Genomic DNA, 16,657 nt, shown 5'->3' on the forward strand with positions numbered 1-16,657 from the left:
GTTGTAAAGGGTCAGGGTTGTGCCGGCGTGCGTTGCACGACCTGGCGGATGTAGTCCTGCAGGCCGAGGATCATTTGCCGGCTGAGGGCAAGCTCGTCTCTGAGGGTGAAATAATCCGATCGAGCGTCTGCTGCGAGTTCGGCGCTGCCTGCATCAGCCAGGCCGGTGGTGCCGGCGGTACCGGGCATTGCGGGGCAGACAGCTTTGATGCGCAGCCGGTAACTGCCATCAGCAACAGCAAGCTGCAGAGTGTTGATTTGAGCGCGGGCACGGTTCAGTTCCTCGGTGTGGTGGGTATCGAGCTGGTCCCGCGCTGCCAGCTGATCGCGAGCCAGGCGCGCCGCCTCTCGCTCGGTGTGCAGATCTGCAGTGGCGTCGACCAGATCAGCGCGGGCAGCGACGAGCTGGTTGCCCTGGTACTCGAAAGCGCACCAGGTCAGCAGACCGACCACCAGCAAAAACAGGGCAAGGCGCAGCGGGCTGATGGTCATTGCAGGCACAGCCTCATTTCGGCCAGCCGACGGTTGTGCAGGCCGCGAATAAAGGTCTTGCGACCGTCGGCGCCGGTCACATAGGCCCACACCGGCGTCGTGCCGTCGGAAGCCCAGGCCAGCGCCTTGCAACCCTCGGTAATGCGGCCCGCATTGATCAGGCCCACGGCGCGGCTCGCGCACGTCGTCGGCACGCCGAAGTTGTGGCCATGGCTGCTCAAGGCGTCGAACGTGTTCTGCCCGATCGCCTGGTTGGTCAAGCAGTCGGCCAGGCTCAACTGGCCCTTGGCGATGACCAGGCCTTCCACCTCGGCACAGCGCGCATCCGACCAATATTCACCGACCACCACTGGATCCGGACTGGTGTGCCTGGTGATGCCCTTGCAGACCGTGGGCAAACCACTGGCCAGCTTGTCGGCGTACACCACGTTCTGGCCGTTGCCTTCCCAAGTGCCCAGGAAGGCGGTCAACGTGGCGCTGCAGAGCAGCAGAACGCCGGCAGTGATCTTGACCCGCAGGCTCATGGCTTGACCCTCCAGTCCCGCAGCATCTGGCGGTACTTGGGGATCAGCAGCAGGATCTGCAGCACCATGTAAAACGCAGTCAGCATGTAGGCCACGGCGGACCAGTCAACGGCACCGGTCGCACCGGTGGCGGCGACGCCGATCGCGGGCGACGCCTTCACCAACGCAATGGCGGTGTCCTGAGCAGCTTGATTCGTGCTCATCAGCGAAGTCCTTTTTCGGTCACGGTTTGGCAAGGCACGCAACGGGTCATGCCGCCTAACGCCTGGCGCGCCGGTGGGATCTCCTTGTCGCAGTCCTGGCAATGGGTGAGGCTCGGCCCGCTCGCTCGCGGTTTGGCCAACTGGGCCGCAATAGCCTGGTCGCGCTGTCGCTGCTCCAGAGCCTGCGCACGATCGAACGGGCAGACCATTACGTCAGGCCCTCGATTTCAGCAGCAGCCAGGTACGGCACGCCGTTGATCTTGATGAAATCCGGACTGGTGACGTCGAACGGCACCTTGTGGGTGTTCTTCGCGCCGCCCTTGGGATCGATGCTCAGCAGGCTTGACACGCGGACCTTGCAGCCGAAGGCCTCGATGCGCAGTTCCTCTTCGCCGGCCTTGGCGAAGAACACGATGTCGAACGGCTCCAGCTCGCGGAAACTGCCGGCAGTCTTGGCCTGCTCGATGAGCAGATTGAAGTTGGTGGTGTCCAGCTCCAGTTCGCCGGCTGCAGCGACATCGCCGTCGACGTGCCCGTTGGGCACGCCCTTGGTCTGGGCCACGGTGCTGTTGTCCGTGATGTCGATGGTGCCGGCCTCGACGTGAACGAGCAGATCGCCCAGGTTCACGTCGAAGTTCTTACCGCCAATTTTTGCGGCCATGGGTTACTCCGAATCCGTAACGGAAAGGTCCAGCGCGATGTTCGCGGTCAGGTCTTTCGGGCAGTTGAGGGGGCGCAGCTTGAGATAGGCCACGACAGAGGTTTTGCTCGTCCAGGTCAGCACGATGTCGCCGTCCTTGGGCTGCTCGATCTCGCCTGGAAACACCTGGCCGGCGAATTTGGTGGACTTGGCCATCGCGCGCAGCGGGGCCATCAGCTTGGATGTGGTGGTCGCCATGCTGTTGGCCGAGCTGTTCAGGGTCCGGTCGCCCACGTAGCGGATCAGCAGAGCGCGCACGCGGCGGGCTGCCTTGTCGACGACACGCAGGTTCTCGATCACCTGGAAGTCACTGCCGGGGGTGTCCAGCATGTTGCCGTCGCCCCAGTAGGTGCCCGGATAGTCCGGGTACGTCTGCGGCACGGACAGACGCGCTGCGTCGAGCTGTGAAAGCACCGCGGTGCTCAGCGGGATGCCGTCCATGTCTTTGGGTTCAGCGCCCAGGCCCAGGACCGCGCCGGTGGCAACGCGCATCGGCGTGTCAGCAATGCTCACGGCTGCATTGGCCAGCCGACCGGCCAGCACGCCCAGGTTGTTGCCGTGCAGTTGCGGTACCGGCAGAACCCGAGGCGCAGCCAGGCCGTCGACAATGGTTTTCTGCTCGACAACGTAAGCGCTCCAGCTCAACTGCGGAGCAATGCCGGCAGTCGCGGCGAGTACGAAGACGCGGCGGCCCAGCTTGTTGCTCAGGTCATTGGCTGCAACGTGCATCGCTGACAGCTCGGCCTGAGTGGTTACCGGGTTGACGATCACCACCGCTTCGAATGAATAAGTGCGGGTGGCGCTCTCAAGCGCCTGTTGCCAGGTGGTTTCGCCTGCGATCGGAGCGGCGATGCAGGCCCAGCGATCGCCGCCGTTGCTGCGTGCTGCCAGGATCTGGGTTTTCAGGTCGCTGTCCGCAACGCCCAGCTGGACGTCCAGATCACTTTGGGTGTCCAACGGGACCAGCTTGCCGACGTTCTTGGCAGCGGGACCGATGAACAGGAAATAGCGTTCGATCTCGCTCACGGCACCCTGGCCGAGGTTGAGATTGTTTACGCTGACTTTGCCGAGTGCCATAAAGCGGTGCCTCGTTAGCGGGGTGAATTAAGGATTTGTTGCAGCACCAGGTTCACCAGTTGGCTGGTTTCGCTGTCACTGGCACCGAGGAACTGACGCGCAGGCAGCTGGATGTTCCAGCTTTGCGCACCGGTGGATTCGGCTCGTTCGTCGTCCAGAACGCGGATCAGCAATCCCGCTCTGGCGTAGTTCAGGTGTTGCTGGATCCACGCCACGGATGGGCGGGTCAGGGTCTTTTTGCCTTTCTGACGGGTCTTGAAACCCAGACGGCGCAGGCTCTTGGCCTGTTTTTCGGTAGCGGCGGTGCCCGGAGGGACCTTGTTCCACTGGCGCATCTGTGCGGCGGTGCGCCGTTCGGACACGCCGTTGTGTTGCTGCGAGGCAACCCAGCGGGTCAGCGTGTTGCGCCAGCCCAGTTCGGCTTCAGTACCGGTCAGGCGAGTGACATCGAGCAGCTTGCCCAGGCCGGTTTCCATCTTCTTCTTGCCCTTGGACGTATCCTTGCGGGCAGCGAACGGGGTTCCATTCAGGTTCTGCTGGTTGCGGATCCGCTGGCGGCTCAGACTGCGCACGCGCTTGGCAACGTTGTTCAACAGACGTCTGCGCTTGGGCGTCGGAAGCTCCATCAAGGCCAGCAGGTCCTGGGCTTCGAGCATGCCGCGAATGTCCAGATCAAAGGCCATGACCGGTCACCTCGCCGCTCTCAGCCACCCACAGTTCGAACGGCACGAACGACCAGGTATTGCCGAACGCCTCGATCTCGCCGGCAGGATCCTCGGCCAGGTACTGCGCTTCGGTGAACTGCAGCTTGATGTCGACGTCGGCCAGGTCGTTGTCGAGCATGACCACGTCGAACACCACGTTCGGCAGACCGTCGCGGTCCTGGTCGTGAGCTTCCAGCCAGCTGCCAACCAAGGCGAACAGGCGCGCCGGGTGATCCGCGAACCGCTCGATCGAGATGGTCGCGCCGTAATGCATGTCACCCATGTGCATGCCTTGGGTGTCAGGTTTCCAGACCAGCTCGACCTGCACCTGGTCGGTCCAGCTGTCGAGCTGCTCTGGGGCGACCAATTGGCGCTCGAGCAGGTAGGCGGTCAACGCCTTGAGCTTGATCACAGCAGCGCCGCCGTGATGCGGCCACGGCCCTGCAGCGACCGCACAGCAGCCTGGCTGAAAGCGAGGAAGGTTTCGGAGCGCTCTGGCAGTTCCTTGCCCACGTTTTCGGCGCTTTCGCGGCGATTGACCGTGGCGAACTGAGTCAGCAGGCTGGCTTTGGCGCGGCTGTAGACGGCGCGCTTATAGGTCGCCGCTTGAAAGGTGCGCTCTGGCAGGATGGTGGTGTCTGCGGATTCAACGTTGGACACGCCAGCGCCCTGCCATCGCGCTTTTAACTTGGCCAGGTCGGTATTGACCTCGACCATGGCCATGTTCAGATCGGCGGCCAGCATCTCTACCAGGTACTCCGCCGGCAGGCGGTAACCTTTCTGAAACTCGGAGACTGCAAGATCAGGCCAGAAACCGTCGTTTCTGACGAATTGTTCAACAAAGGTGGTGGGTTTCCCGGAAAAGCTCATACACTCCCCCTCCATGCGATAGAGGACTGCGAGTCATGAACGATGACGAAGAAAGGATTGAATCGCTGAGTGCGCGGCTTAAAGAGCGCCAAATGGCTGAAAAATTTAAGATTCATGATGTCAAAAATAAGCTTGAGCAAGCACAAGCCATCACGCTCCGACTGCTCGATGGGGAGCACCGCGAAACTGCAAACGTCGAAGACATACTTGCAATCGCTGACACTTGCGCCACTGTGTTGGCAGATTGCGTCCAGGTGTTGGGAATCGGCGACCTGGAGATCACCGCGACATTCCCTGATGCAAGAGTGCCTACAAGTAAACTTTCGTAATAATCTGCCATCAGCCTCAAGGCGCCGCTCGTCTGCTGACCATGAAGGTTTGCCAGAAAAGTTCATACACTTTCCCCGCCTGTAATGGAGGACTGCGGACCATGAGCGATGGGAAAGGAAAATTTGTATCTCTGAAAGCGCGCTTTAAAGAACGCCTTATGTCGGCAAGGCGTAAGCAACAGAACCTTGATAGACGTATCGAGGAAGCACATGCAATGGCGATGATGTGCCTGCGCACCCAGAACGTTCATCCTGATGCGATCAAGGAGGCATTGAAGCTTACTGACCGATACGTCAGCACTCTGAATGACTGCGTCCAGGTCCTTGGAGGCAGTCAGGTAGAAATTACTGCGACCTTCCCGGACGGGAAAGTGACAATAAATAAGCTTTTGCAGTGATTCACTAACGAGCTTATATCGCCTCTCGTTCAGAAATCCCTGAGCTTTGCCGGAAAACCTCATATACTTTTTCCTGCAAGCAACGGAGGAGGACGGCAAATGGACGATATAAGAAAAAAGATTATCTACCTGGAAGAAAAGCTTAGAGAGCGTGAACTGGCCATAAAACGCCAGCAATACCTCAAAGAGAAAAAGCTCAGGCAGGCACACACGCTTGCACTTATTAGCCTTGAAACAAACGGCGATCTTCATCCGGATGTCGTTTTGGCAGCGTTGAAAATCGCTGACAGGTACATGAGTACACTGAGAGGATGCGTCCAGGTTCTTGGGGGCAGTAATCTGCGGACGACCGCAACTTTCCCCGAGGGGGAAGTTGATATCGACAACCTTTCGCAGTGACCCGATGAACATAGCAACCTCTTAAAGCATGCGCCATGCGCAAGGCTTTTTGCATTAGGGGCGGGAAAACTGTTTCAGTGGGTCAGGGCCATAAATGGTTGGCTCACATCCACAGTTTCTCGCCGGGGGGGGTAGTCGGTTATTCGGTGCCGTTGCCGGCGTTTTCTTTGGCCTGCGCCTTGGCCAGCGCCTTGCGGCAGTCAGACAGGCGTGTCCCTACGCCGATGCTTTCGTAGAGCTGTTCGGCCCGTTCGAAGTGGTGAATAGCGACAGGCCAGTCCTTGCGATGCAGCGCGATCATCCCCAGCAACTTGTGGTAACGAGCCGGAATGCGCTCATACAGCTGCCATTCGCCATCCACGCGGTGCAGCAAGTTGGAGACGTAAGGCTCAGGGCTGCGCCTGGCCTTGAATTCCGCCTCGGCCCAATCGATCACCTCGTCTGCAACAAAGGTCGGAATGTCACGGTTGAAGCGCTCAGGCAGTGCCTGCCCTTGAGACATGGCGAAATCGGCCAGCTCCAGGCCCTGGGTAAACTGCTCGGTGTCGAACAGCCAAATCAGGACGTACACCAACACAGAGTTCGGGAAATTCAATTCCGAATCGCGATACCGCTGTACGTACTCCAGGTATTTGGGCAGCAGCTCGTCACGCTTGAGCAACTGGCGCAGCGAGTGGCTGTTGATCGCGCTGATGCGCTCCAGATCGCCCGCCAGCGCGTCTTCCATCAACTTCAAGTGCTTGCGTGCATTGGCAGGGCTGGACATCGCGGTGTCCGCCGAATAAGCCACTGGGGCACTGGCGATCGCAGCCGCTGGGCCTTCTGCGATCAAGCGGCGTTTATGCGCCAGTGCCAGGCTCATGCTTTCACCAGTTCGACGTTTTCGGTCATGGCGAACTTTTCCAGCTGCTCGATCACATAGCCTTCGTTACGGCTGTTGTAATCCTCAACGCGGGAGCGCTTCGGGTTATCAACGGTCTGCTTTCGCCAGCTGGAGTCCTGGAAGTAGATCGACAGGTTGTCGAAGCTGGTAACCACCACGGCGTTGACCGGGAAGAACGGCGCGGCGAAGCTCGGCAGACCGCCGTAGGTCGCGATGACCTGCGCAAGTTCGATGCGCTCTTTCTCGGTAGGCACGTCACCCTGCTTGGAATAAAGCTTGGCCTTGTCGTGAGCCAGCAGGTCACTGCCGATGATCGCAATCAGGTCGCCGCCGTCACGAACGCGCTCGTCCACCATCTGCTTGGTGTCATGCACCAGAGCATCAAGGTTGGCGTAGTCGCCACCTTCGCCCAGGGTAATTTTGCCGGCTGCCAAGCCCTGGCTAAGCACCTGCTCAGGGATCTGCTCGCGAGCAATTTGCAGCCAGCCCTTGTTCACGTCCTGCAGCATCGGGAAAGCGTCAATGTCGGTCTGCGCAGCGGCATGGGTGCCGTGGAAGCCGATCATCAAACGGTCCAGTGCGATCTGCTTTTGCACGGCAGCTGCATAGCGCTGCTGGAAGTCCGGGAACTTGGCCCAGGCGTCGATCTTCGCGTAAGGCAGGCTGACGTCGGACTCGGTGGAGAACAGCTCATAGCTGTCGTCATCCAGCGCCGAAGCATCCTTGGCTTCGCGATCCTTGGTCTTGGTGTTGGTGCGGCCCGTCACAGGACCCGACACGCCGAGGAACACCTTCTCACCTTTGATCTCGGTCACGGGGATGACGTTGATGCGCTGCAGGAAATCGGACTTGTGGGTGATCGCCTCGTTGAGTTCCTGGGCAATCGAGGGCTCGACGCTAAACGTCTTGCTAACCAGCTCGACACCATAGGACTCAGCCAGGGAAACCTGCAGGGCCGCGAACATTTTTGCGCCGAAGGCGCTCAGAGACCTGGCCATGTCAGAGTACCCGCTTCGGTTTAGGGTCAGCGGCACCGGTGGTGCGTGACAGGTGGCGGCCTTCCGGCTTGTCCAGCAACGCGCTGAATTGCGCCTGCAGCTTGTTCATGCCGGCCAGCACTGCAGCGTTGGACGAGCCCTTGCGGCTCAACTGCTTTTCGTCTTCGGCGGCGGCCACAATGTCATCGACCGCCGTCTGTACGTCGTCGATCGGGGCCTGGTCGGGTGCCGGCGGTGCCTCTGCGAAACTGTCAATCAGCGCCTGAATGCCGGCAGTGACGATCAGTTGCTGTTCGATCAAGGCCTGCAGCGCTTTGGCTGTAGCTTCATCCATTGGGGGTTTGCTCTCGGTAGGGGTTTGCGGGGTGGTTTCGGCTGGCACCTCTTCAATGCCAAAGCGCTTGAACAGGCCGGTGAACAAGCTGAATAACTTGGCTACGTCGCCCTGCGGCTCTTCCTCTGTCAGCGGGCCGATCTCTACAGCCGCCGCGTAATGCACGGGCTTGCCGGTCTTGCGGGAGAAATAGAGTTCCTGGGTGCCCAGGCTCGCCGGCGAGTCGGTGACGGCCAGACCGGTCAGATAGGCCTTGCCGGTGGTGGCAAAGTCCGGGGTGATCTCGATGCTGGTGAAGAGTTTTTCACCCTGGTCATTGAGCCAAAGCAGCTTGTCGTTAGGTTTCAACTGCGCTTCCAGTGCGACTTGGCCGGGGGCCAGACCCTCGACGTCCTCTATCAGGCGCACGGCAAACACGGTGCCGTAGGAACCTGGCCAGCGGTCATGTTCGGACCAGATGGTGGCCGTGTACGTGGCGGTGCTGTACGTCTCGGCGATGTCGCGCAGTTCCTGGGGCGTGATGACGCGACCATCGACGGTAGGACCGCTAGTGGCGACGCGTTTCCAGAAGCTGACAAGGGAACGGGGCATGGGAAGAACTGCGCTCATCGGTAAGTTGAGGCCCCAAGATAGGGAGCCGCAACGCCTCCAACAAACGGTTTACTTTCGCGCTTCTCCTATATTTGATTTATAGGAGAAACACGGATTTTAACTGCACGTTTTCCGCGTTTTCGCCGCATAGACTGCGGCCCATGTACTACTCAACCGAAGTCAAAGAAGCCGCCAAACGCCTGTTTCTACGCCGTCACAAGGCCAAGGAAATTCAGGCGCAGTTGAACCTGCCCAACATCCGGATCGTGTACCACTGGATCCGGGTTGGTGGCTGGGAAGACATGCTGACGGATGAAGAACCGCTGACCGCCGTCAGCCGGCGTATCACCTTGCTTCTGGAGAAAGCTGACTCGCTGACCAAGGGCGAGCTGGACGAACTGGACCGGTTGACGACCGTTCGCGAACGCCTGGTTAAGCAGTGTGTAAAGCCTGTGGCTGCGCCGATCCGTGATGACCAGGACGACGATGGACATCGCCGCGATGATCAACGCGGTGAGCGTCGGGAGCGTGGCAAGCGCGACGGCAAGAAGCGGGAAAAGAAGGTCAAGAACGACGTCAGCGAGCTGCGCGAAGTGGACTTTCTCGACAAGTTCATCAGCAAAATGTACGGCTACCAGAAAGAGCTGTTCGCCGCGAAACAGAACCCGCTGACCGCCAGGATCCGGAACATCCTCAAAAGCCGCCAGGTGGGCCTGACCTACTACTTCGCCGGCGAAGCCTTCATGGACGCGGTGCTGACCGGCGATAACCAGGTGTTCCTGTCGGCCAGCCGCGCCCAGTCCGAGATTTTCCGCAGCTACATCATCGCCTTTGCCCAGGCGTGGTTTGGCCTGGAGCTGACCGGCAACCCGATCGTGCTCAGCAAGGACGGCAAGCCCTGGGCCGAGCTGCGCTTTCTCAGCACCAACAGCAGCACCGCGCAGGGTCACCATGGCCATGTGTACGTCGACGAATATTTCTGGATCCGCGACTTCGAGAAACTGAACACCGTGGCCAGCGCCATGGCGACCCATAAGAAGTGGCGCAAAACCTATTTCTCCACGCCCAGCGCCGTGTCGCACCAGGCCTATCCGTTTTGGCAAGGCGAGAAGTTCCGCAACAGCAAGCGCAAGAACGCTAAGGAGCCATGGCCGAGCGATAAGCAGATCTCTGCCGGCGCGCTGTGTCCGGACGGTCAGTGGCGCAAGGTGATCACCATCCTGGACGCCATCGCCGGCGGCTGCGATCTGTTCGACCTTGAACAGCTGCAGCTGGAGTACGACGACGACAAGTTCCAGCAGCTGTTCATGTGCAAATTCATCGACAGCAGCCAGAGCGCATTTTCCCTGGCAAATCTGGAGCGCTGCTATTCGGACCTGTCTTTGTGGGCCGACTTCGACCCGGACGATCCGCGCCCGTATGGCAACAGCCCGGTCTGGATCGGTTACGACCCGAGCCGGACACGCGACGACGCGACGTGCGTGGTCATCGCACCGCCGCTGGAGAACGGCGGCAAGTTCCGGATCCTGGAGAAGCACAGCTGGCGTGGCCAGTCATTCAAGTACCAGGCCGAGCAGGTCAAGAAGCTGACCGAGCGCTTCAACGTTCAGCACATCGGTATCGATACGACCGGCATCGGCTACGGCGTCTTCGACCTGGTCCGCGACTTCTACCCGCGTGCCACCTCGATCCATTACAGCCTGGAGACCAAGAACCTGTTGGTGCTCAAGGCGCAGGACACCATCCAGGGCAGCCGCATCGAATGGGACGCCGGCTGGAACGATATCGCTCAGGCCTTCCTGACAATCAAGCGCGGCACCACCGCCAGCGGCCAGGTGACCTACAGCGCGTCGCGAACCGACGCGACAGGTCACGCGGACGTGGCTTGGGCGGTCATGCACGCCCTGCAGTACGAACCCCTCAACACGGACAAAAAGCGGCGCAGTCGCTACGCACTCACTGGATCAACTTCCCATGGCAAAACCCAAAACCCTGCAGCAGGAAAAACCGGCGCAACGGCCCATGCGTGCATTCACATTCGGTGCGCCGGAATCCGTGCTGACCGACAACATCGCGCAGTACCTGGGCGTGTTCGCGAGCGACGACGGTCGCATCTTCACGCCGCCAGTCTCACGCAGGGGGCTGGCCAAGCTGCTCAAAGCCAACGCACACCACGGCGCGATACCAGGGTTCAAACGCAATCTGCTGCTGCGTGAGTTCATCCCTTCAGCAGGCCTGTCAGTGGCCGAAATAGGTAGGGCTGCGCTGGACTTCATGGTGTTTGGCGAAGCGTACTTCTATCGGGTGCCTAACCTGCTGGGCCAGATTCTGGAGCTGCGACACCTGCCGGCCATCAACATGCGGGTCAAGGTCGACGGTGGGTTCATCCAGTTGGAACAGAACGGGCGAGAAACGGAGTTCGACGCGGACGAGATCGAGCACGTCCTCAACTACGACGTCGAACAGAACATTTACGGCGTGCCTGAGTACCTGGGCGGTCTGCAGGCACTGCTGCTCAACGAGGCAGCAACACTGTTTCGCCGGCGCTACTACAGCAACGGCGCGCACGCGGGATACATCTTCTACACCAACGACCCGAACCTGACCGAAGAGGACGAGGACGAACTGCGTGCCCAGATCACGGCCAGCAAAGGCGTGGGCAACTTCCGATCGATGTTCGTCAACATTCCGGGCGGTTCCGAGAAGGCCATTCAGATCATCCCGGTGGGTGATTTCCAGGCCAAGGACGAACTGGAGAAGGTGAAGAACATCACGCGCAATGACGTGATTGCGGCCTGGCGTATGAACCCGGCCCTGGCCGGAATCATCCCGGAGAACAGTGGCGGATTCGGTGACATCGAGAAGATCGATCGCGTTTACACCAGCAACGAGATCAGGCCGATCTGTCAGCTGTTTGACCAGGCTAATGCGACTTTGCGAGAGGACAGGCGGTTCGCCTGGAAACCGCTGCCGGATACATCTGTAACGGCTTGATATGACCGAAAGCACAGATAATGCCATTACAGATATGGCAAAATAGTAGCCATAGGATGGCCCTGGGGAGGGAACATGCGGATTTATTGCACAACATGCGGGCACAAGGGACGGATCAGCTCACGGGAAGAAGTGACGAGGGCGTATGTGAAGTTGTACTGCCAATGCTTGGACGCCAGTTGCGGCCATACATGGGTGGCCAACCTGACGTTTTCGCACACGCTCAGGCCGTCCGGGCAGCAGCTGGACGTGATGCTTTTTGATCGGTTACGGGATCTGACACCTGACAAACAAAAAGAACTGTTTGAGCAACTGGGTAGACAGGCCGTCGCCTAAGAGCGAGGCCGCCGATCACTGACCAGCGGCAAGACTTCGGCTTACTCAGTCTCTGGATGCAGAGTCAACGCTTCCATTAAGCGCAGTACCTGACCTCTTTCTTGGTCTGTAATCTGGCGAAAATACTCAACCAGCTGATTCTCAGCGTCGGAGAGTGAAACTCGCTGGCTCCCAATCAGAGTGCAAATTTCACTTCTCATAGCTGCTGTATCCAACATGCCTTAACTCCTTGATATGCATTGAGGAGCAGGCTTTATCGGATTAAGGCTGATGTTTTTTATGGGACAAAGGAAAGATAGTGTCCGAGCTACTAACGAATTTATTCAACGTCATCCGCCATTGCTTTCAAAAATCGCCGGAGCGCTTTCTGATCGCCCGCTGGGATTCGGCGGTACTGCTCAACAATTTGAGCCTCTTCAGCTGTGAGGCCTTGGACCTGCTTAACCCCCGTGAGTACGTAAACCGTATCGACGCCAAGGGTGGCGACAGCTGCGAGATAAGCTATGTCGGGGTTTCGAGCGCCCCGCTCGTAGCTTCCTTGCGTATTACGATTCACGCCACCCGCCTCGGCTAGATCCTCTTGGCTCAGCGCCAAACGCTCGCGCTCCTCCCGCAGGCGTTCACCCGAAGACTTTTCATTCCCTGAATTTGATGCACAAATTTTCAAGCTATCCCTCTGTACAAGACCAAAATAACGTGCATAATCAATACCGCTGAACACGAAACAACCCAAACAAACAGGAGTGAACGCACTATGCACGCGCCAGTTACGCCTGAGCAAGCCCGCGCTGCGCTTGATCGTCAGGGGATGAGCATCGCTCAATTTAGTCGTCTTCATAGCTTGAACAAGAATTTGGTCAGCGACCTTCTAAACGGTCGTAGAAAAGGTCGCCGAGGGGAGGCACATCGGGCCGCCGTCCTTTTAGGGATTAAAGACGGCGTGATTGAACAGTAATGACACGCAGCAGCAGGGAAAAGCAGAACATGAAAAGCCCAGTTCTAAAGACACGCCGCGAAGTAGTCAGCGCGATCATCTGCAGTTATCCAGGTGGACGGGAGTGCGCAGCTGCTCGTATCGGCTTGGCATTGAAGAAGTTCGATAACCACGCTTACGAGAACAACAACAGTAGGCCACTCAGTGACGCGCAGCTGTTCCAACTGGAGCAAGAAGCCGGTACCCAGTATTTGGCTAACTACGTGGCGTCCATGTATGGAGGTCTTTTCGTTCCGGTGGCTGATCCTGATTCGCTGGACAACGTCGAGATGTATGCCCTTTCCATTCAAGCGGCGGCAAAGCGTGGATGCGTCGACCAGGAGATCTCTAAGGCTCTTGCCGACGGTTGCATTAGCGCAGCCGAGGCCGAGCACATTCTCAATGCACACAACCTGCACATGGCTGCACGTCATGCGGAAGTGTTGGCAGCTATCGATCTGTACCGCGCTAAATCAGGGACTGAAAAATGAACAACGTATCAGCTGATATGGATTATCAAGAGACCATCCGCGCTGCAGCTCAGGCATTTATCGAGCGCCATCAGGGCGAGCACTTGGGCGATCTGGGCCAACTGCTTAGTCGAACGATCGATCACCTGGTCGAAAGCTTTGAGGTCAAAGAGTCTTTTGCAAACCATCTGGTGCACCAGGCCTACAGCAACGTTCTGGCCGTCATCGGTCGCCAGCGTATAGACCTTCAAGCAAGCGCAGAAATGACAGTAGTGATCAGTGATCCCATTCGTGGGCTCGCTTGGTCTGTACCTGTTCATCTGATCTACGAACACCTGATCGCTGCCGGCCACGGCAAACCCGTCCCCCCCGCCACGTAAACACCCCCAAACATTGCCTGCCCCACTCCAGTGGGTATGGGTGAGCTGCGCCCAAATTCGAGGTTTAACGATGGCCAACGCCGTGATCGTCACCGCTCAACTGCCCCAGGCAGAGGCTCAAGCACTGCTTGAAGCACTGCGTGAACAGTACCGCCTGAGTCTCAATGAATACTGGTACGACGATCAATACCGCTTTGTAGCGGACGGCCAACGCCATGGCGCAATTCTCGCCCACGTCCCTGTTATGGCAGCGCAAAAACGCCTTATGGCAGCCCTGAGCCAAAGCCTCAAAGCAGTGAAGCATTCATGAGAGACGATCTACGCCACGACGTTCTGCAGCGCATTCAGTCCGACTACGGATTGAAGCTCCGCAAATCAACCAACTATATGCGCGGCGGCACCTGCCCAAAGTGCAACAAAAAGGAGCTTTACACCCGCTTTGACAGCCCGTGGCAGTTGATTTGCGGCCGGCAGGAGAAGTGTGGACACACGCTGCACGTCAAAGAGATTTACGACGACCTGTTTGAGGATTGGAGCAAGCGCGCACCCGCGACCGATAACGCCCCTACCGCAACTGCTCGCGCCTACATGGAATTTGCCCGCAGCTTCGACATGTCGTTGATCACCGGCTGGTTTACTCAAGACACTTTCTTCTCGTCACAACATGATGCCGGCAGCGCCACAGTGCGTTTCGCACTAGAGAAAGGTGGCTACTGGGAGCGGTTGATTGACCGCCCTGCCCGGTTCGGGAAAATGAAGGCTCGCTTCAAACCAGGCGAAAGCTACAAAGGCGTGTGGTGGTGCCCCCCGTGTGTCGAGCTGCTGGAGGTCAAAGAGCTGTGGATTGTCGAGGGGATCTTTGATGCCATCGCGCTTGTGCATCACGGCGTGGCAGCAGTATCCGCTATGTCGTCCAATGCATTTCCTGACGAGTCATTGAAGCGCCTCGCCAAAGACCGTGAAGGCAAATTACCGAAGCTAGTGTGGGCATTGGACAACGAGCCAGGCGCACACGCGTACACCAAGCGCTGGGTCCGCCAGGCGCGGGAACTGGGCTTTGTCTGCGAGGCGGCCCAGATCCCCCAGCGTGACGGTCGCAAGGTCGACTGGAACGATCTGCATCAGCGTTGGTGGGCTATAGACGAGGATGACAAACGGACCGAGCAGACCCAGAAGGACCTGACTGTTGCCAGACACCACGGCGCCCTCTTGATCGCCGACAACGCAACGGAAAAGGCGTTGGTGCTTTTCGACTGGAAACGCCGTAGTGAATTCCACCTTGAGTTCGGTAACCGCCTCTACTGGTTCAAGCTCGACCTGGAGAAATTCAACCGGGCCATGCAAGACCTCGAGGACAGCGAGCATCAGGACGATCAGTTACTGAACGACAAGCAACGTCGAGCCAAAGCCATGCAGCAATGTGGCGCGATTCAGCGAATCGCCACCTGCAACCCCAAGGCGCTGTACTACCAGGAGAACAAGCTAACCGACGAGTCCTGGTACTACTTCCGGATCACGTTTGCCCACGACGCCGCGCCGATCAAGAACACCTTTACCAGCTCGCAGATCGCCTCGTCCGCCGAGTTCAAGAAACGACTGCTCGGGATCGCACCCGGTGGGATGTTCACCGGCACCACGCAGCAACTGGACGCGTTCATTGAGGAGCAGACAAACGCGCTCAAGACCGTGCAGACAATCGACTTCACCGGCTACACCCGCGAACACGGTGCCTACGTTTACGGCGACGTGGCCGTGCGCGACGGCAAGGTTTACAAACTGAACGAGGAAGACTTTTTCGACATGGAGAAACTGAGCATTAAAACGCTCAGTCAGTCCGTCACGCTGAACATCAACACCGATCTGAACAAGTTCACAACGCGCTGGCTCGACATTCTGTGGCAGTGCTTTGGGGCCAAAGGAATCGTCGTTCTGGCGTACTGGCTTGGAGCATTGTTCGCGGAACAGATCCGGCAACACCAGAAGAGCTATCTGTTTCTTGAGGTCGTTGGCGAAGCCGGTGCGGGTAAGTCCACGCTGATCGAGTTTCTGTGGAAGCTGCTTGGTCGCCTCGACTACGAAGGCTTTGACCCATCCAAGGGCACACCGGTTGCCCGCGCCCGTAACTTCGCGCAGGTCGGCAACCTGCCGGTCGTGCTGATCGAATCCGAACGGGAAAAGACCGATGGCAGCGCGACTAAGCAGTACGACTGGGACGAGCTGAAAACCGCTTACAACGGCCGTAGCGTCCGGTCGACCGGGGTCAAGAACAACGGCAACGACACGCGGGAGCCGCCGTTTCGCGGTGCTTTTGTGTTCGCCCAAAACCATGCTGTGAACGCCTCGGAGCCCATTCTGCAGCGTATAGCCCACGTCGGCATGACAAAGGACGGCCAGACAGCCAAAACCAAACTGCTGGTGGAAGAGCTCGAGCAGATGCCAGTCGACAAGGTGAGTGGCTTTCTGGTGATGGCAACAACCCGGGAAGCGCAAGTGATGCAGACCGTGAAAGCGAGTGTGCCGCTCTATGAACAGCGGCTGCTGCAGTTGCCCGAGATCCGCACAGTGCGTATTGCCAAGAACCACGCCCAGTTGCATGCGCTGGTCGACGCCCTGGTACATGTCGTGCCACTGCAGCAACACCAGGTTGACGCAGCCCATGCCGAGGTTCAAAGCATGGCCAAAGAGCGACAACTGGCAATCAACGCTGATCACCCGATGGTCGTTGAGTTCTGGGAGCTTTACGAGTACCTGAACAGCCACGCTGGTGCGTTGAACCACTCTCGTAATGAGGGGCTGATTGCGGTGAACCTGAACGACTTTGCCGAAGCTGCGGCGAACAAGCGGCAGAAGGTCCCGGATCTGGCCGAACTCAAACGTCACCTAAAAACCAGCAAGTGCCCGAAGTTCATCGAGACAAACCGCAACGTGTGTTCGTCCTGGGATATCGACGCCGCCGATAAGCCGAAAACCGTGCGGTGCTGGATTTTTCAGGCCGCTTGATCA

24 protein-coding genes are annotated in these 16,657 nt (G+C 58.6%); 11 read left to right on the plus strand and 13 right to left on the minus strand.

Annotation, left to right across the window (positions count from 1 at the left end):
• Positions 1 to 11: 11 nt before the first annotated feature.
• The 9 genes from AC54XV_RS25800 to AC54XV_RS25840 are packed head-to-tail and all read right to left on the minus strand — an operon-like array spanning position 12 to position 4,569.
• Entirely contained in the window at positions 12 to 491 is a 480-nt protein-coding gene (locus tag AC54XV_RS25800) for a lysis system i-spanin subunit Rz (RefSeq protein WP_129450447.1), read from the minus strand.
• Positions 488 to 1,015 (minus strand): lysozyme, encoded by a 528-nt coding sequence (locus tag AC54XV_RS25805; RefSeq protein ID WP_496717447.1) that lies wholly within the window; start codon positions 1,013 to 1,015, stop codon positions 488 to 490. Before AC54XV_RS25805 ends, AC54XV_RS25800 begins: the two co-directional genes overlap by 4 nt.
• Positions 1,012 to 1,218 carry a hypothetical protein gene (locus AC54XV_RS25810; protein WP_003342302.1) on the minus strand — a complete coding sequence of 69 codons (207 nt, stop codon included), beginning with the start codon at positions 1,216 to 1,218 and terminating at the stop codon, positions 1,012 to 1,014. Before AC54XV_RS25810 ends, AC54XV_RS25805 begins: the two co-directional genes overlap by 4 nt.
• The gene (locus AC54XV_RS25815) at positions 1,218 to 1,427 is read right to left on the minus strand and encodes a TraR/DksA family transcriptional regulator (RefSeq protein WP_004415373.1); all 210 of its coding nucleotides are present in this window, start codon (positions 1,425 to 1,427) and stop codon (positions 1,218 to 1,220) included. The genes AC54XV_RS25810 and AC54XV_RS25815 overlap by 1 nt, the downstream gene beginning before the upstream one ends.
• On the minus strand, positions 1,427 to 1,879 hold the full coding sequence (locus tag AC54XV_RS25820; protein WP_003342306.1) for a phage protein: 453 nt from the start codon (positions 1,877 to 1,879) through the stop codon (positions 1,427 to 1,429). The genes AC54XV_RS25815 and AC54XV_RS25820 overlap by 1 nt, the downstream gene beginning before the upstream one ends.
• Before the next feature lie 3 nt (positions 1,880 to 1,882).
• On the minus strand, positions 1,883 to 2,995 hold the full coding sequence (locus AC54XV_RS25825) for a DUF2586 domain-containing protein (protein WP_496717450.1): 1,113 nt from the start codon (positions 2,993 to 2,995) through the stop codon (positions 1,883 to 1,885).
• A gap of 14 nt (positions 2,996 to 3,009) precedes the next feature.
• Positions 3,010 to 3,678, minus strand: coding sequence for a phage virion morphogenesis family protein (locus tag AC54XV_RS25830; RefSeq protein WP_496717452.1), 669 nt, complete (start codon positions 3,676 to 3,678; stop codon positions 3,010 to 3,012).
• Positions 3,668 to 4,111 carry a phage tail protein gene (locus AC54XV_RS25835; RefSeq protein ID WP_496717453.1) on the minus strand — a complete coding sequence of 148 codons (444 nt, stop codon included), beginning with the start codon at positions 4,109 to 4,111 and terminating at the stop codon, positions 3,668 to 3,670. The genes AC54XV_RS25830 and AC54XV_RS25835 overlap by 11 nt, the downstream gene beginning before the upstream one ends.
• Positions 4,108 to 4,569 carry a head completion/stabilization protein gene (locus tag AC54XV_RS25840; protein WP_003413621.1) on the minus strand — a complete coding sequence of 154 codons (462 nt, stop codon included), beginning with the start codon at positions 4,567 to 4,569 and terminating at the stop codon, positions 4,108 to 4,110. Before AC54XV_RS25840 ends, AC54XV_RS25835 begins: the two co-directional genes overlap by 4 nt.
• Before the next feature lie 35 nt (positions 4,570 to 4,604).
• Here AC54XV_RS25840 and AC54XV_RS25845 point away from each other — a divergent pair, with 35 nt between their 5' ends.
• The 3 genes from AC54XV_RS25845 to AC54XV_RS25855 all read left to right on the plus strand — a co-directional run bounded on the left by AC54XV_RS25845 (position 4,605) and on the right by AC54XV_RS25855 (position 5,695).
• On the plus strand, positions 4,605 to 4,898 hold the full coding sequence (locus AC54XV_RS25845; RefSeq protein WP_129450455.1) for a hypothetical protein: 294 nt from the start codon (positions 4,605 to 4,607) through the stop codon (positions 4,896 to 4,898).
• 101 nt (positions 4,899 to 4,999) lie between these two features.
• Positions 5,000 to 5,296: a hypothetical protein gene (locus AC54XV_RS25850; protein WP_129450457.1), complete on the plus strand. Its 297-nt coding sequence runs from the start codon at positions 5,000 to 5,002 to the stop codon at positions 5,294 to 5,296.
• Positions 5,297 to 5,395: 99 nt separating this feature from the next.
• Positions 5,396 to 5,695: a hypothetical protein gene (locus tag AC54XV_RS25855; RefSeq protein ID WP_129450459.1), complete on the plus strand. Its 300-nt coding sequence runs from the start codon at positions 5,396 to 5,398 to the stop codon at positions 5,693 to 5,695.
• Positions 5,696 to 5,834: 139 nt separating this feature from the next.
• Here the strand turns inward: AC54XV_RS25855 and gpM are convergent, their stop codons facing one another.
• The 3 genes from gpM to AC54XV_RS25870 are packed head-to-tail and all read right to left on the minus strand — an operon-like array spanning position 5,835 to position 8,501.
• A complete protein-coding gene (gene gpM, locus AC54XV_RS25860; RefSeq protein ID WP_496717456.1) occupies positions 5,835 to 6,557 on the minus strand; it encodes a phage terminase small subunit in 723 nt (240 codons plus the stop codon).
• Positions 6,554 to 7,576: a phage major capsid protein, P2 family gene (locus tag AC54XV_RS25865; RefSeq protein ID WP_103713688.1), complete on the minus strand. Its 1,023-nt coding sequence runs from the start codon at positions 7,574 to 7,576 to the stop codon at positions 6,554 to 6,556. The genes gpM and AC54XV_RS25865 overlap by 4 nt, the downstream gene beginning before the upstream one ends.
• Before the next feature lies 1 nt (position 7,577).
• Complete coding sequence (locus tag AC54XV_RS25870; protein WP_129450465.1) at positions 7,578 to 8,501, minus strand: GPO family capsid scaffolding protein; 924 nt, start codon at positions 8,499 to 8,501, stop codon at positions 7,578 to 7,580.
• A gap of 161 nt (positions 8,502 to 8,662) precedes the next feature.
• Here AC54XV_RS25870 and AC54XV_RS25875 point away from each other — a divergent pair, with 161 nt between their 5' ends.
• From AC54XV_RS25875 to AC54XV_RS25885, 3 genes are all read left to right on the plus strand, one after another.
• Positions 8,663 to 10,717, plus strand: a complete 2,055-nt coding sequence (locus tag AC54XV_RS25875; protein ID WP_129450468.1) for a terminase large subunit domain-containing protein — start codon at positions 8,663 to 8,665, stop codon at positions 10,715 to 10,717.
• Positions 10,644 to 11,495, plus strand: a complete 852-nt coding sequence (locus tag AC54XV_RS25880) for a phage portal protein (RefSeq protein ID WP_239987053.1) — start codon at positions 10,644 to 10,646, stop codon at positions 11,493 to 11,495. Before AC54XV_RS25875 ends, AC54XV_RS25880 begins: the two co-directional genes overlap by 74 nt.
• Positions 11,496 to 11,570: 75 nt before the next feature.
• Positions 11,571 to 11,831 (plus strand): ogr/Delta-like zinc finger family protein, encoded by a 261-nt coding sequence (locus AC54XV_RS25885; protein WP_010204973.1) that lies wholly within the window; start codon positions 11,571 to 11,573, stop codon positions 11,829 to 11,831.
• A 319-nt stretch (positions 11,832 to 12,150) separates the two neighbouring features.
• On the opposite strand, the gene AC54XV_RS25890 is transcribed toward AC54XV_RS25885, so the two are convergent.
• Positions 12,151 to 12,669, minus strand: a complete 519-nt coding sequence (locus AC54XV_RS25890; protein ID WP_440074013.1) for a helix-turn-helix domain-containing protein — start codon at positions 12,667 to 12,669, stop codon at positions 12,151 to 12,153.
• On the opposite strand from AC54XV_RS25890, the gene AC54XV_RS25895 reads away from it, so the two are divergent.
• The 5 genes from AC54XV_RS25895 (at position 12,586) to AC54XV_RS25915 (ending at position 16,654) form a co-directional block, all read left to right on the plus strand.
• Positions 12,586 to 12,786, plus strand: a complete 201-nt coding sequence (locus AC54XV_RS25895; protein ID WP_032655901.1) for a DNA-binding protein — start codon at positions 12,586 to 12,588, stop codon at positions 12,784 to 12,786. The genes AC54XV_RS25890 and AC54XV_RS25895 overlap by 84 nt on opposite strands.
• A 29-nt stretch (positions 12,787 to 12,815) precedes the next feature.
• Complete coding sequence (locus AC54XV_RS25900) at positions 12,816 to 13,295, plus strand: YmfL family putative regulatory protein (protein WP_275896819.1); 480 nt, start codon at positions 12,816 to 12,818, stop codon at positions 13,293 to 13,295.
• Positions 13,292 to 13,654 (plus strand): hypothetical protein, encoded by a 363-nt coding sequence (locus tag AC54XV_RS25905; protein WP_046270885.1) that lies wholly within the window; start codon positions 13,292 to 13,294, stop codon positions 13,652 to 13,654. The genes AC54XV_RS25900 and AC54XV_RS25905 overlap by 4 nt, the downstream gene beginning before the upstream one ends.
• A gap of 70 nt (positions 13,655 to 13,724) precedes the next feature.
• Positions 13,725 to 13,964 (plus strand): hypothetical protein, encoded by a 240-nt coding sequence (locus tag AC54XV_RS25910; protein ID WP_010204980.1) that lies wholly within the window; start codon positions 13,725 to 13,727, stop codon positions 13,962 to 13,964.
• Complete coding sequence (locus AC54XV_RS25915; protein WP_129450474.1) at positions 13,961 to 16,654, plus strand: toprim domain-containing protein; 2,694 nt, start codon at positions 13,961 to 13,963, stop codon at positions 16,652 to 16,654. The genes AC54XV_RS25910 and AC54XV_RS25915 overlap by 4 nt, the downstream gene beginning before the upstream one ends.
• Positions 16,655 to 16,657: the final 3 nt, after the last annotated feature.

This window comes from Pseudomonas fragariae (ex Marin et al. 2024), assembly GCF_059621105.1.